The 13,209-nt window shown below is 65.9% G+C and carries 14 protein-coding genes and 1 pseudogene; 8 read left to right on the top strand and 7 right to left on the bottom strand.

Annotated elements, in window-relative coordinates; genetic code table 11:
• Positions 1-118: 118 nt before the first annotated feature.
• Positions 119-1,336 (top strand): MFS transporter, encoded by a 1,218-nt coding sequence (locus P0Y59_23880; protein WEJ99896.1) that lies wholly within the window; start codon positions 119-121, stop codon positions 1,334-1,336.
• Between the two features lie 12 nt (positions 1,337-1,348).
• Here P0Y59_23880 and P0Y59_23875 read toward each other — a convergent pair.
• Positions 1,349-2,306, bottom strand: a protein-coding gene (locus P0Y59_23875) for an IS630 family transposase (GenBank protein ID WEJ99895.1) whose coding sequence is annotated in 2 segments (ribosomal slippage) — positions 1,349-1,954 and positions 1,956-2,306 — 957 coding nt in all. Because the reading frame shifts where the segments join, the coding sequence is not laid out codon by codon here.
• Positions 2,307-2,621: 315 nt separating this feature from the next.
• Between P0Y59_23875 and P0Y59_23870 the strand changes: the two genes are divergently transcribed.
• Entirely contained in the window at positions 2,622-3,173 is a 552-nt protein-coding gene (locus tag P0Y59_23870) for a hypothetical protein (GenBank protein WEJ99894.1), read from the top strand.
• A 98-nt stretch (positions 3,174-3,271) separates the two neighbouring features.
• Here P0Y59_23870 and P0Y59_23865 read toward each other — a convergent pair whose 3' ends face one another.
• The 4 genes from P0Y59_23865 to P0Y59_23850 all read right to left on the bottom strand — a co-directional run bounded on the left by P0Y59_23865 (position 3,272) and on the right by P0Y59_23850 (position 5,607).
• The gene (locus tag P0Y59_23865; GenBank protein WEJ99893.1) at positions 3,272-3,604 is read right to left on the bottom strand and encodes a hypothetical protein; all 333 of its coding nucleotides are present in this window, start codon (positions 3,602-3,604) and stop codon (positions 3,272-3,274) included.
• Positions 3,604-4,089 carry a hypothetical protein gene (locus P0Y59_23860; GenBank protein ID WEJ99892.1) on the bottom strand — a complete coding sequence of 162 codons (486 nt, stop codon included), beginning with the start codon at positions 4,087-4,089 and terminating at the stop codon, positions 3,604-3,606. Before P0Y59_23860 ends, P0Y59_23865 begins: the two co-directional genes overlap by 1 nt.
• Positions 4,090-4,189: 100 nt before the next feature.
• Positions 4,190-4,996, bottom strand: coding sequence for an SDR family NAD(P)-dependent oxidoreductase (locus P0Y59_23855; protein WEJ99891.1), 807 nt, complete (start codon positions 4,994-4,996; stop codon positions 4,190-4,192).
• Positions 4,993-5,607, bottom strand: a complete 615-nt coding sequence (locus P0Y59_23850; protein ID WEJ99890.1) for a glutathione S-transferase family protein — start codon at positions 5,605-5,607, stop codon at positions 4,993-4,995. Before P0Y59_23850 ends, P0Y59_23855 begins: the two co-directional genes overlap by 4 nt.
• A 69-nt stretch (positions 5,608-5,676) precedes the next feature.
• Between P0Y59_23850 and P0Y59_23845 the strand changes: the two genes are divergently transcribed.
• Together P0Y59_23845 and P0Y59_23840 are read left to right on the top strand one after the other, a co-directional pair.
• Complete coding sequence (locus P0Y59_23845) at positions 5,677-7,209, top strand: class I adenylate-forming enzyme family protein (protein WEJ99889.1); 1,533 nt, start codon at positions 5,677-5,679, stop codon at positions 7,207-7,209.
• The gene (locus P0Y59_23840; protein ID WEJ99888.1) at positions 7,206-7,982 is read left to right on the top strand and encodes a thioesterase family protein; all 777 of its coding nucleotides are present in this window, start codon (positions 7,206-7,208) and stop codon (positions 7,980-7,982) included. Before P0Y59_23845 ends, P0Y59_23840 begins: the two co-directional genes overlap by 4 nt.
• A 106-nt stretch (positions 7,983-8,088) precedes the next feature.
• Here the strand turns inward: P0Y59_23840 and map are convergent, their stop codons facing one another.
• Both map and P0Y59_23830 read right to left on the bottom strand, forming a co-directional pair.
• A complete protein-coding gene (gene map / locus P0Y59_23835; GenBank protein WEJ99887.1) occupies positions 8,089-8,874 on the bottom strand; it encodes a type I methionyl aminopeptidase in 786 nt (261 codons plus the stop codon).
• Positions 8,871-9,083, bottom strand: a complete 213-nt coding sequence (locus P0Y59_23830) for a ParD-like family protein (protein ID WEJ99886.1) — start codon at positions 9,081-9,083, stop codon at positions 8,871-8,873. The genes map and P0Y59_23830 overlap by 4 nt, the downstream gene beginning before the upstream one ends.
• Before the next feature lie 295 nt (positions 9,084-9,378).
• Here P0Y59_23830 and P0Y59_23825 point away from each other — a divergent pair, with 295 nt between their 5' ends.
• The 4 genes and pseudogenes from P0Y59_23825 to P0Y59_23810 all read left to right on the top strand — a co-directional run bounded on the left by P0Y59_23825 (position 9,379) and on the right by P0Y59_23810 (position 13,195).
• Positions 9,379-10,092: an EF-hand domain-containing protein gene (locus P0Y59_23825; protein ID WEJ99885.1), complete on the top strand. Its 714-nt coding sequence runs from the start codon at positions 9,379-9,381 to the stop codon at positions 10,090-10,092.
• 93 nt (positions 10,093-10,185) lie between these two features.
• Positions 10,186-10,909: pseudogene (locus P0Y59_23820) on the top strand (response regulator).
• Between the two features lie 38 nt (positions 10,910-10,947).
• A complete protein-coding gene (locus tag P0Y59_23815) occupies positions 10,948-12,255 on the top strand; it encodes a HAMP domain-containing sensor histidine kinase (protein ID WEJ99884.1) in 1,308 nt (435 codons plus the stop codon).
• Positions 12,256-12,403: 148 nt separating this feature from the next.
• Positions 12,404-13,195 carry an SDR family NAD(P)-dependent oxidoreductase gene (locus P0Y59_23810; GenBank protein ID WEJ99883.1) on the top strand — a complete coding sequence of 264 codons (792 nt, stop codon included), beginning with the start codon at positions 12,404-12,406 and terminating at the stop codon, positions 13,193-13,195.
• Positions 13,196-13,209: the final 14 nt, after the last annotated feature.

Here is a 13,209-nt window from a genome sequence, read left to right as displayed (position 1 = left end):
CGGGTTCCGGAGACAATTGTCCTCTTGTCCTTGGCCGCGACCTTGGGCATGTTCGGCGAATGTTCCGCCGGCGCCCGCGCCGCGACAAGCCGTGGACGCGAACGATCCGGGGGAGTGAATGCGTTTCGAACATCGAGCCGTACCGATCGTCCTCGCCGCCGTACTGATCGACACGATCGGCTTCGGCATCGTCATGCCGGTCTTCCCGCATCTGATCACCAGCATCGGCCATGTCGATCTGGAACAGGCGACGCGGATCGCCGGCTATATGCTGGTCGTGTTCGCGCTGACCCAGTTCTTCGCCGGCCCGGTACTGGGCAATCTCAGCGACCGGTTCGGCCGGCGCCCCGTGCTCATCGCTTCGATGCTGGCGTTCGGCATGGATTACGCGCTGATGGCCTGGGCGCCGACGCTTGCCTGGTTGTTCCTCGGCCGCGCCATCGCGGGCATCGCAGGCGCGGTCTATAGCCCGGCCAGCTCGGTGCTGGCCGACGTCACCCCGCCCGAAAAGCGCAGCGGCGTATTCGGGCTGATCGGCGCGGCGTTCGGCATAGGTTTCATCATTGGCCCCGCGATCGGCGGCCTGCTCGCCGATTTCGGCCCCCGCGCGCCCTTCGTCGCGGCAGCGATCCTCGCGCTCGCCAATGCGACCGTGATGATCGTCGCGATGCCCGAAACGCTGGCGCCGGCGAACCGACGTCCGTTCAAGCTGCGCGATGCCCATATCGTCGGCGCCTTCCGCCCGTTGTTCCATGCCGGCAATGCGGCGCCCCTGCTTGCCGCCTGGTTCGTCTGGCAGCTGGCGCACATGGTCTATCCCTCGACCTGGGCGTTCTGGGCCGCGATCCGGTTCAATTGGGATGCGAAGGCGATCGGCTGGTCGCTCGCCTTTGTCGGGCTGGTGATGGCGCTGGTCCAGGGCGGCCTGACCGGGAAGATCATTGCCCGGGTCGGCGAGCGGTGGGCGCTCGTCATCGGGCTCGTCTCGGCCGGCATCGCCTTCCTCGCCTTCGCCTTCATCACGCAAAGCTGGCAGGCCTATGCCCTGTTCCTGGTCAGCGCGCTCTCCGGCATGATCTTTCCGGCGATGAACGGCCTGCTCTCGCGCATGGTCGACGCCTCGCACCAGGGCGCGCTGCAAGGCGGTATCGGCAGCATGGGCAGCGTCTCCTCGATCCTCGGGCCATTGCTGCTTACCCAGGCGCTGGCGACGGGGGTCGACCATGGCTTCCCGGGCGCCGCCTTCCTGCTGGCGGGGATACTCGCCTTCGCCTCGCTCGGCATCATCGCCTGGAAAGTGCTGGACCGCGTTCCGCCGCCCAAGCCGACGGCCTAGAGCATTGAGCGTTTAATCGAACCCATATCCTGCGGCTGCGAAGTAGTTTCGGCATTCTTGTGGTGAGTAGAGGTCGCAGATGCTGCCTACGGCTCGCCAGAGGTCGTCGATGGTTCTGGCGCCCATACGTCTGAGATGGGCTTTGAGCTTCGAGAAGGCCATCTCGATCGGGTTGAGATCTGGGCTGTATGGCGGGAGGAAGAGGAACCAGGCGCCGCGGCCCTTGAGGATTGCCTTGGCCTTGTCGCTCTTATGGCTTGGCAGGTTATCGAGGATGACGACATCGCCCGTGTCCAGCGTCGGCGCGAGCTGCGTCTCGATATAAACCTCGAAGATCTCCTTGGTCATCGGCCGGTCGATGATCCAGGGGGCGGTCAGGCCGTCGCAGCGTAAGCCTGCTATGAAGGTCTGCGTTTTCCAGTGCCCGAACGGCGCGCGGGCCTTCAGGCGCTGTCCCTGAAGCGCCCGACCGCGCAGGCGCGTCATTTTCGTCGTAGTCGCCGTCTCATCGATGAAGACCAGCCGGTGCGCCTGCTCGCGCATGCGCGGCTGGCGATGCAGCCGCCATCGCCGCCGCGCCTCGCAGACATCATCGCGTCCGCACTCCGATGCCATCAGGGCTTTTTTTATATCTGAAGCCGACGGCAAGCAGCGCCCGCGAGAGCGAAGCCGGATGCGCCACCGTCTTTGTCTCCGCCTCGAGCTTTGCGGTGAGTTCCGACATGCTGATGTCCGGCTTCGCCTCGACCCAGCGGATCAGCTTGGCCATATGCGGCGCAAGCTTGCCCGCCCCCGGTGGGCGTCCCTGGCGCGCCGGAGTCGCCGACCCGGTCTTCGTTACGCGCTGGAAAAGCTTGATCGCGCAACTCGGACTCACGCCGAAACGGCGCGCCGCATCACGACGTGAATGACCAGCCGAGACATGCGCGGATATCCGATCCCGTAGATCGCTCGAATAGAACCTCCCCATGATCCACCTCCTCACGAGGGTGAATCATATTTCCAGACACAAAGGAATCCACAATACGATTCCTATTTCACGCTGAATGCTCTAGAACGCCGGGCGTTCTGCCCGGCACGAACGGAAACAGTCGGTACCGACTTCCTGTGCGCCGCGCTGGAATTTACCCCGATCGGGCAAGGCCATCGATCGATTCCGGCATGCCGGGGCGCCGGGCAAGCGTCCGGATCGGATCGATCTCTCCCGCCCGATCGATTGACCCCATACCCGTTCGCTCACTACCCTTGAGGATAGACATCCATATCGTTCAGGGGGAGCGGAACCATGGCCAGGATCATGTTCACACGGCATGCCGAAAAGCCCTTCGGGACGACCGCCGGCGTCGGCCTGGACGGCACGGCCAATCCGGACGATCTGATCGTGCTCGGCTGGCAGCGCGCGGGCGCATTGGTGCGATTCTTCGCGCCGCACGATCCGGCCAGCCTGTCACCAGGCATCGCAACGCCGACCGCGATCTTCGCCTCGGACGCCGCCAGCCCCGGCGCCAGCCTGCGCCCACAGCACACCGTGCTCCCGCTATCCCAGGAACTGGGCATCACCATCGACACGAGCATCGCCAAGAAGGACAAGAAGGCGCTCGCCGCCGCCGCCATCGCGGCCGCGGCGGCGGGCCCGGTGCTGGTCGCGTGGCAGCATGACGTCATTCCGGACCTGGTCGATCATGTCGCCGGATCGAAGATCGCACCCAGGCCCTGGCCAGGCGACCGGTTCGACATGGTCTGGGTGCTCGACCAGGCACCGGGCGCCACGACCTGGACCTTCTCGCAGGTTCCGCAGCTATTGCTCGCCGGGGACAGCGCCCAGCCGATTATCTGACGATCCAGCGGATGTTGAAGCATCGACCCGGCATCCACGGGGCGGCCGGAACCGAAGTCTCCCCGTAGAATCCCGATCGGCCCTGGCCAGCTCATCCGTTAGAGGAGCGCGAACCCCAGCGCGGTGTTGACCGCGCCGCACACTGTCGCCAGCCCGGCATTGATCGCCTGCTCGGCGGTCAGGATACCGATCCCCTTAACGGCCAGCAGCATGGTGCGCGACGTGTTCTTCTGGATATCAAGCTTCAGCCGCGCTTCCTCCGCGTCGATGACGCCCGACGCGTAGAGCTCGCCGATCTGGCGGATCGAGATGGCGATCTTCTCCGCCTCGTTCTTCGCATAGATCTCGGCGGTCTTGCCGCCGCTCACCAGCACTCCGGTCATCGCGCCGGCAATCTCCCCGGTCAGCGCGCTTACATCGATCTGCGCCATCAATTGCCTCCCAGCGGCACGCCGCGTTGCTTGGCCTTTTCGAGCATCAGGATCGCGCCCGTCGATTGCGCCAGCCCGTTGAAGTCGGGCTCCATGATCTGGGCGCTCATGCACTGCTCGGGGCCCTGTCGCGTCTCCTCCCGCCTCTTGTGCTGCGCCTCGAGCGCGCTGAGACTGCTGTCCAGCAGGCCGACCATCTCGATCGTCTGCGCGTTCTTCGCGAACACGCCGACATGGACGCGCAGATCCTCGATATCGGCATGCGCCTTCTGGTAGAATCCGGTCTGGCGCGAATAGACGCAGTCGGGCGTGCCGTAGCTGTAGAGCAAGGCCTGGCGCTCCGCGGAGAAGCTGCTCTGCAAGGCCGAGACCATCTGCTCGGTCTTGCTGTCATAGGGCGCCATCAGGGTCACGGTGCAGGCGCCGAGCAGCAGCGCGGCCATGCTCGCCGCGACGGTGCCGGCAATATGGCGGCCGTGAAGCATGAAGCGCCCTCCCCCGAAGATACCCGATCCCGACTTTATGACGCCCCCGTCGCCCTGTCGATCCAGGCTATAGCCGATCAGGTGCCAATCAGCCGCGCCGTCACAGTTCCTTCCCGGGTCGGCGCGACAACCCGACATCGAGATGCGCGCCGGCATCGAGCAGCAGCGTCTCGCCGGTCATCACCCGGTTGTCCGGATCGAGCAGCATCACGACCGGCCCGGCGATATCGTCGGCGCCGGCGGCCATCGCCATCGGTGTCTGCGCGGCGATGCGCGCGTTGAGCGCGGCGAAACCGGCCTCGCCCAGCCTCTTCTCGAACCAGCCGGTCCCGACATAGCCCGGCGCCACCGCATTGACCCGGATCGCCGGCGCCAGCGCGCGGGCAAGGCTCTTCGTCATCGTGACCAGCGCGCCCTTGGACGCGGCATAGGCGACCGACGATCCGTTGCCGAACACACCCGCCACCGAGGCGATGTTGACCACCGCGCCGATTCCGTTTTCGCGCATTGCCGGGGTGCAGGCGCGGATCATCTGGAACGGCGCGATCGTGTTCAGCCGATAGATGTCGATGAAGTCGTCGGCCGACAGCGCGTCCAGATCCTCGTGATTGGCGAATTTGGTCCGCCCGGCATTGTTGACCAGGAAATCGATCCGCCCGAACGCCTCGACCGCTGCCGCGGCGAGCGACCGGCAGGCCGAATCCTCGGCGATATCGGCCTGCACCGCGATCGCGCCGTCCACCGCCGAGGCGAGCGCTTCGGCCTCGTCCCGGCTGCTCGCATAGTTGATCACGCAGCGCACGCCCCGCGCCGCCAAGCGCCGCACCACCGCCGCGCCGATCCCGGTCCCGCCGCCCGTGACGATCGCAACCGCGCCCTTCATGCCATCGCTCATGACGCCGCTCATGCCTGGGCACTCGGTCGGGCGGAGACACGGTCGTGCCACGCGCGCAGATGTTCCTGCTCCTCGGGAATCGCGATCCCCACGAATCCCGCGAAATCGACGATCGACAGCAGCACGATATCGGCCATCGAATAGCTCTTCCCGTCCAGATACTCCCGGTCGGCGAGCGCGCGGTCGAACTCCCGCATCGCGCCGGTCACTCGTGGCCGCTGGCTCTCCCCGAACTCGGTATATTGCGGCTTCACCACGCGCGCGGTGAAGGGATGGGTGTGGACCCAGACCATCGCCAGCGGCACCATCAGCCGCAGCTCCGCCCGCCGCATCCACATATCGACCTCGGCGATACCGCGCGGCCCCGTGCCGAACATCGGCGGTTCGGGATGCATCGCCTCGAACAGGCGGCAGATCGACACGCTTTCGGTCAGTACGCCGCCATCGTCGAGCTTCAGCGCCGGAATCTGCCCCAGCGGATTCACTTCGAGGAAAGCCGCTCCCTTATGCTCCCCCGCGACGATCGAAAGCGTCTCGCTGGGCACGCTCAGTCCCTTTTCGGCGAGATAGATGCGTACACGGCGCGGATTGGGCGCCGGATTCACCGCGTCGTAGAACAGCATCGGCAACCCTCTCCATTTTTTAGAAGATTGCGTATGGCATTTGCCGCGCACCTCGCATAGCGGCGTATCATGACAGCCGCCGATATGCTCGCGACCGATTTCGCGACCCTGCCCGACCTGATCCATGCTCATGCAACTGAGCAAGGCAGCAAGACCGCCCTCGCCGCGCTGGAGGGCAGCATCGACTATGCGACACTCGACGCCCTGATGGACCGTGTCGCCGCCGCGCTCCAGCGGGACGGCGTCGTGCAGGGGCAGGCGGTCGCAATCGTGTCCGCTTCCCGAATCGAGTATGGCGTCGCCTTTCTCGGTGCACTCCGCGCCGGCTGCGTCGCCGCGCCGCTCGCTCCCTCCTCGACGCCGGAATCGCTCGCGGCGATGATCGCCGATTGCGGCGCGCCGATCGTCTTTGTCGATGCCGAAGCTGAGGCCGCGCTGGCTAACCAGCCAGTCTCCGCAACCCTGGTTCGCCTTGACACCGACGCCTTCGCCGCATGGCTCGCCCCCGAAAGAACAAAACCCGCGCCTGTTGCCATCGCACCCGGCGACGGCTTCAACATCATCTATTCCTCCGGCACCACCGGCACGCCCAAGGGCATCGTCCAGAGCCACGCGATGCGCTGGGCCCATATCAACCGCAACGCCTCGGCCGGCTTCGGCGAAGCGGTGACGATGATCGCGACGCCGCTCTATTCCAACACCACGCTGGTCAGCTTCCTGCCGACCCTCGGCTGGGGCGGCACCGCGGTGCTGATGAAGAAGTTCGACGCCCGCGGCTTTCTCGAACTCGCCCAGGCCAACCGCGCGACCCATGCGATGCTCGTGCCGGTCCAGTACCAGCGGATCATGGCGCTCCCCGATTTCGACAGCTTCGACCTGTCGGCCTTTCGCCTGAAGACCTGCACCAGCGCGCCCTTCTCCGCCGCGCTCAAGGCCGATGTCCTGGCCCGCTGGCCCGGGCTGCTGGTCGAATATTACGGCATGACCGAAGGCGGCGGCACCTGCCTGCTGATCGCCAACCTCTTTCCCGACAAGCTCCACACCGTCGGCCGCCCGATCGAGGATCACGACATCCGCCTGATCGACGAGGATGGCAAAGAAGTACCGCAGGGCGAGATGGGCGAAGTCGTCGGCCGCTCGCCGGCGATGATGACCGGCTATCACGGCCGCAGCGAGGCAAGTGCCGCGGCCGAATGGTTCGATGCCGAGGGACGGCGCTATATCCGCCACGGCGATGTCGGCCGCTTCGACGCCGACGGCTTCCTCACCCTGCTCGATCGCAAGAAGGACCTGATCATCTCAGGCGGGTTCAATATCTATCCGACCGATCTCGAGGCAGTATTGTCGCAGCATCCGGCGGTCGCCGATTGCAGCGTGATCGGGGTGCCGTCGGAGACATGGGGCGAAACGCCGGTCGGCTTCTACGTGCCGCACACCGGGATCGATGCCGGCAATGCCGAGATCCTGGCATGGACCAACGCCCAGCTCGGCAAGACCCAGCGCCTCTCTGCGCTCCACGCCATCGACGAGCTGCCGCGCAGCGCGATCGGCAAGGTGCTGAAGCGCGAGCTGCGCGACCGTCTGGCAGAGACCGCGCTGTGACGCCAATCGCCGACATCCTCAGTGGCGCCACGGCGATCGAGGACGGCTTCCGTACGGCAATCCCGGCCGACTGGTTGCAGGGCCGAACCACTTATGGCGGCCTGTCCAGCGCGCTCGCGCTCCATGCCGCGCAAGGAATCGAGCCCGATCTGCCGCCGCTCCGCTCAGCGCAGGTCTCCTTCATCGGCCCGCTCTCGGGCGACGTCAGCGTCACCGCGACCAAGCTGCGCCGCGGGCGCAACGCGGCTTTCATCCAGGCCGACATCACCTCCGAAGCCGGGCTCGGCTATCGCGCGACCTTCGTCTTCATGTCGGACCAGCCCTCGCGGATCGAGCTCGACGGTCGGTTGCACAGCGATCGCCGCCCGCCCGTGCCGGATGCAAAACTCTATACCGGGCCCGACGAATTCTTCACCGGCAACTTCAACTTCCTCGACCTGAAGGAAGAGGCGGCGGGCGAGGCTGAATGGCTGCGCTGGGCACGGCTGCGCGCGCCCGACGGGCTCGACCCGATGGTCCATGTGCTGGCCGTCGCCGATGCGCTCCCCCCCGCCGCTTTCAAGCTGCTCGGCAAGCAGCCCGCGCCGATCAGTTCGCTCACCTGGATCGTCAACCTGCTTGCCCCGGCACCCGCAACGACTGACGGCTGGTGGCTGCTTTCGGCCCAGTCGGACTATGCGAGGAACGGCTGCTCAAGCCAGGCGATGACGATCTGGAACGCCGACGGCCAGCCCATCGCCCAGGGCATGCAAAGCGTCGCGATCTTCGCCTGATCCAGGTTCGAGGCTCATCGATAGTACCGCTGTCAGGCGTCAACGGCAGTCAGTCCGCCCCTGGATGAGATCGGTCATGGCGGCGCCTCCTGGCACCGCCATTGAATCAAGCCGCACGCTTGATAGGCCCCAGACCGGGCTCGTCGGGACGTAATGTCAGCACCGACGCGCCGGAAGCCGTGACGGCGATGGTGTGCTCGAACTGTGCTGAAAGCGACCCATCCGTCGTCACGACGGTCCAGCCGTCAGCCTCGGTCCTCACGCTGCGCCGGCCCCGATTGAGCATCGGCTCGATCGTGAACACCATGCCTTCACGCAGGACAAGACCGGTTCCCGGTTTCCCGAAGTGGAGAATCTGGGGCTCCTCGTGCATCTCCCGGCCGATGCCGTGACCGCAATATTCACGCACCACGGAATAGCCATTTCGTTTGGCATGCCGTTCGATCGCCCAGCCGATATCTCCGAGCCGGGCGCCCGGGCGAACCGCCCGGATGCCCATCCACATGGCTTCGTAGGTGATCTGGACCAGTCTCCTGGCGGCAGGGTTTACCTCGCCAACCAGATAGGTCTTGCTTGAATCGGCGATATAGCCGTTCTTCTCGAGCGTGATGTCGAAATTGACGATGTCGCCGTCCCGAAGCACTGCCGATGACGATGGCACGCCGTGGCACACCACATCGTTCACCGAAGAGTTCAATACGAAGCCATACCCATATTGGCCCTTGCTCGCTGGCCTGGCCTGAAGATCATTGACGATGAAATGCTCGACCATTTGGTCGACCTGGAGTGTCGACATGCCGGCGAGCGGCGTGCGATCCAGCAGTTCGAATACCGACGCCAGCAGCCGGCCGGATTCAGCCAGCAGCGCCAGTTCCTGAGGCTGCTTCGTCATGCTTCACTTAACGCCAGTGGCTGAGCCGAAAAGCCAGCGGAACTCAGCTCGCGCTCGATGATCTCGGTGAAGCTCAGCGTCGGATTCGTCTCGCACAGCATGCCCAGCTTTATCCAGTAGGCGGCCTGCGCATTGATCGAGCGAAACGACACCTTGCTCGCCCTGCGCACCTGATCGTGCAGATCGTCATCTATGTTCACGATGCCCATCGGGACTCCAATATATGATTCATATACGTATCATATACGCCCTGCATATCGGAAAACCAAGGGCCGCGTGGAAGCATCCAGGTTCCGGGCAGGTTCCGGGGGCGCACCGCCTGATCCCGACAGGAAGCGGAACGTCGTCGGGCAGAATGCCATGATCGTCGCGACGCCGGGGAAACATGAAATATGCGACAAATTGCGACACTATTGGCCAGTCGCTGACATAGCTTCGCGACACCCTCGAGTGAAAACCCGCATCATAGCCGGCGGGACCGGGCATTCACTGGAGGAAAGTCGCATGCGGAAATATCTTCTCGCCATCGCCTTGGTCAGCACCGCGATCGGTGGCGCCGCGATGGCGGACCAGATGGGCGCAGGTCAGCCCCAGCGCGCCGACACCGACAGGGATGGCACGATCTCCCGTGCCGAATTCATGGCGCGGGCCGAACAGCGTTTCGCGAAGCTCGACGCCAATGGCGACGGCCAGCTCTCCGGCGACGAACTCGGCGGGCGCGGCGGCGGCCGCCTTATGGCCGCTGACACCAACAAGGACGGCAAGATCAGCAAGGCGGAATATATGGCGCAGGCGGCCGAGCGTTTCGCCCGGCTCGACGCCAATGGCGACGGCAAGATCTCGCCCGACGAAATGAAGGCGACGATGGAGCGCATGCGCGAAGGCCGTGGCGGCTTCGGCGGGCGCCCCGGCGGTGGCGATGGCCCCGGCATGGCACCGCCTCCCGGTGCCGGGCGCCCGATGGGTGGCCATGGCGGTATGATCGCACGGCTCGACACGAACAAGGACGGCAAGATCAGCCGCGAGGAGATGCGCGCGAGCGCAGATGCGCGCTTCGACAAGCTGGACACCAACAAGGACGGCTTCATCGACCAGGCGGAAATCGATGCCGCCCGGGCACTAAGGAAGGATCATATGGGCAAGATGCGCGGCCATGGGCGACACGGCATGACGCCGCCGCCCGGCGCCGCCGCGCCCACACCAGACGCCGGCCAGTAACCCCCGACTGGCCAGGCTGCCGGGCGGGCTGTCCCCCCTCCTCGCCCGCCCGGCATATTCCAAAGGCGACCGATCATGTTAGACGTCGATGTCATGGGAGAAACACCGCATCTTCTGCTGGTCGATGACGAACGCTCGATTCGCGAGCCGCTCGCGCAATATCTCACCAAGCAGGGCTTCCGCGTGACCCAGACGGGCGATGCCGAGGCGGCTCGCACCCGCCTCGCCGCCTATGCGATCGACCTCATCATCCTCGACATCATGATGCCGGGCGAGGACGGGCTGAGCCTGTGTCGCCATGTCCGCGAGACGAGCGAGACCCCCGTCATCCTGCTCACCGCGCGCAGCGAGGAGACCGACCGGATCGTCGGGCTGGAAATGGGCGCCGACGATTATGTCGTGAAGCCTTTCTCGCCGCGCGAGCTCGCCGCTCGGGTCAGAGGTGATCCTGCGCCGCGCCGCCGCTGGCGGGACGCGCCAGCATGCGCCCGATACCGGCTCGTTCGTCTTTGCCGGCTGGGTACTGAAATCGGGCGAGCGCGCGCTGGTCGACCGCCGAAGGCGTCTCGGTGCGCGCTCTCGACCGGCGAGTATAACCTGCTCCATGGCGCTGGTGACTCGTCCGCGCCAGGTGCTGACGCGTGACCAGTTGCTCGATCTGACCCAGGGTCGCGAGGCGGCTGCGTTCGACCGCGCGATCGACAACCAGGTCAGCCGGCTGCGGCGCAAGATCGAGACCGATCCGAAGAGCCCTGAACTGATCAAGACCGTCTGGGGCGGCGGCTATACGCTCGCATCGGAAGTCACCCGCCTGTGAGGCATGTCCGGCTGTGGCCGCGCAATCTTTCCGGGCAGATGGTATTGCTGATCGCCATCGCGCTGTTCGTGGCGCAGGCGATCAACTTCGCGATCCAGCTCCAGGATCGCCGCGCCTCGCGCTACGATCAGGCGACCGGGCCGGTCGTCACTCGAATCGTCGATGCGGTCGAGCGCGCCAATGCCGGCCGACCCGCCGACCATGACCGGGGCCATGTTCGTCTGGCCGTCATCTCGCCTGTCGATCCCGCCGGGGAGCATCAGCCCGCTGTCGAACAGGGATTGCGCACCGCGCTCGAGGAAGCAGGCCTGAAGGTCGGCCGGATCGAAACCGAGGTTCGCGCGATCAACAAGGGCGACCGGCGCCTGCGCCGCTGGGGCCCGCGCGTGGCCGAGCGGGCTCTCAAGATGGGCGGCGAGCTGGTCATCGCGGTCGAGCAGCCCGGCCAGGGCTGGCTCGTGCTCAACGCGCCCTGGCCCCGGGCCGAGGCTTATCTGATCTGGCGGCTGATCTGGCAGACGCTGGTGCTCTACGCGATCGTGCTGGTCCCCGTGCTGTGGATCGGCCGACGGATCTCGCAGCCGCTGCGCAGCCTCACCGCCGCAGCTCGCGCCTTCATGCCTGGCGAAGTCGACGTGCCCGTCGAGGAGCGCGGCCCGCAGGATCTGCGCGACGTGATCGCCGCGTTCAACGGCCTGCGGTTGCGCGTCTCGGCGATGCTCGACGAGAAAGACCGGATGCTCGGCGCGATCGGCCATGATCTTCGCACGCCGCTGGCCGCGCTCCGCGTCCGCATCGAATCGGTCGAGGACGATACCGATCGCACGAAGATGGCCGACACGATCGAGGAGATGAATCGGACCCTCGACGATATCCTTTCGCTCGCCCGGCTTGGCCGCCCGAGCGAGCCGCTGACCGAGGTCGATCTCGCGGCGCTGGTCGACGCGGTGGTCGAGGATTTCCGCGATCTCGACCATGACGTGACCTTCGAGGAAGCCGCGCGGCTCAGGATGCGCCTGCGCCCCTCGCTGATCCGGCGCGCGGTGCGCAACCTGATCGAGAATGCGATCAAATATGGCGAGTCAGCCGAGGTGCGGGTGGTGCCCGGCGAGCACGAGGTCGCCATCGTCGTCGCCGACAAGGGGCCCGGCATTCCGCCCGAGCATCTCGGCGACGTGTTCGATGCCTTCACCCGGCTCGAGACCTCGCGCAACAAGGAGACGGGTGGCATCGGCCTCGGCCTGGCGCTTGCCCGCGCGATCGTCCGCGAGGCGGGCGGCGACATCACGCTGGTCAACCAGCCCGAAGGCGGGCTGGCAGCGACGATCACCCTGCCCAGGCGCTGACCGCGCCGCACGATTCTCCAACAGGACGCGATTCTCCAACAGGAATCGGGCATTGATGCTTCCGACGCACAAATGCTGATCCGCTACGACCCATAGTTGCCGCCCCGCGCAATGCCCAACTGGTGTCCGGTTTTACTGGAGATTGAACATGGACCTCGCCCTCAACGACAAGACCGCGCTGGTGACCGGCGGCACCGGCGGCATCGGCCTGGAGATCGCCCGCGCCCTCTCGCGCGAAGGCGCCGCCGTCACCATCACCGGCCGCAGCCGCCGGACACTCGATGCCGCCATCGCCGATATCCAGGCCTCGGGTGGCGCGCCGGTGACCGGGATCGCCGCCGACGTCGCGACCGCGGAGGGCGCGGCGATCGTCACCGCGGCGCTTTCCCGGGTCGACATCCTCGTCAACAATCTTGGCATCTACGAAAGCAAGGCGTTCGGCGACATCAGCGATGCCGACTGGGCCAATCTGTTCGAAGTCAACGTGATGAGCGGTGTCCGCCTCGCGCGCGCCTACCTGCCCGCGATGCTCGAACGGAACTGGGGCCGGATCATCTTCATCTCGAGCGAATCCGCTCTCGCCATCCCGCATGACATGATCCACTACGCCACGACGAAGACCGCCCAGCTCTCCATCGCGCGCGGCCTCTCGCAGCTCACGCGCGGCACCGGCGTCACGGTCAATTCGGTGCTCCCCGGGCCGACCCGCTCTGACGGCGTGGTCGAGTTCCTGCGCAGCCAGGCCGCCGATCCGGCCGCACCGATCGAGCAGATCGAGGCCGAATTCTTCCGCGATGCCCGCCCATCCTCGATCATCCAGCGCATGATCGAGGCGAAGGAGATCGGCGATCTGGTCGCTTATCTCGCCAGCCCCCGATCCTCTGCCACCAACGGCGCCGCGATCCGCGCCGAGGGCGGGCTGGTGAATACGATCGCCTGAGGCGCCCCACCCTT

Origin of the sequence: Candidatus Sphingomonas phytovorans (genome assembly GCA_029202385.1) — a bacterium.
Lineage (GTDB): Bacteria > Pseudomonadota > Alphaproteobacteria > Sphingomonadales > Sphingomonadaceae > Sphingomonas > Sphingomonas phytovorans.
Note: the sequence above shows the minus strand (reverse complement) of the source record. Positions and strands in the feature narration are given on the sequence as shown.

Excerpts from the sequence above, each read along its gene's own strand:
- P0Y59_23880 (WEJ99896.1), top strand. The coding sequence starts at position 119 with ATGCGTTTCGAACATCGAGCCGTACCGATCGTCCTCGCCGCCGTACTG.
- P0Y59_23870 (WEJ99894.1), top strand. The coding sequence starts at position 2,622 with ATGGCCAGGATCATGTTCACACGGCATGCCGAAAAGCCCTTCGGGACG.
- P0Y59_23865 (WEJ99893.1), bottom strand. The coding sequence starts at position 3,604 with ATGGCGCAGATCGATGTAAGCGCGCTGACCGGGGAGATTGCCGGCGCG.
- P0Y59_23860 (WEJ99892.1), bottom strand. The coding sequence starts at position 4,089 with ATGCTTCACGGCCGCCATATTGCCGGCACCGTCGCGGCGAGCATGGCC.
- P0Y59_23855 (WEJ99891.1), bottom strand. The coding sequence starts at position 4,996 with ATGAGCGGCGTCATGAGCGATGGCATGAAGGGCGCGGTTGCGATCGTC.
- P0Y59_23850 (WEJ99890.1), bottom strand. The coding sequence starts at position 5,607 with ATGCTGTTCTACGACGCGGTGAATCCGGCGCCCAATCCGCGCCGTGTA.
- P0Y59_23845 (WEJ99889.1), top strand. The coding sequence starts at position 5,677 with ATGACAGCCGCCGATATGCTCGCGACCGATTTCGCGACCCTGCCCGAC.
- map (WEJ99887.1), bottom strand. The coding sequence starts at position 8,874 with ATGACGAAGCAGCCTCAGGAACTGGCGCTGCTGGCTGAATCCGGCCGG.
- P0Y59_23830 (WEJ99886.1), bottom strand. The coding sequence starts at position 9,083 with ATGGGCATCGTGAACATAGATGACGATCTGCACGATCAGGTGCGCAGG.
- P0Y59_23825 (WEJ99885.1), top strand. The coding sequence starts at position 9,379 with ATGCGGAAATATCTTCTCGCCATCGCCTTGGTCAGCACCGCGATCGGT.
- P0Y59_23815 (WEJ99884.1), top strand. The coding sequence starts at position 10,948 with ATGGTATTGCTGATCGCCATCGCGCTGTTCGTGGCGCAGGCGATCAAC.
- P0Y59_23810 (WEJ99883.1), top strand. The coding sequence starts at position 12,404 with ATGGACCTCGCCCTCAACGACAAGACCGCGCTGGTGACCGGCGGCACC.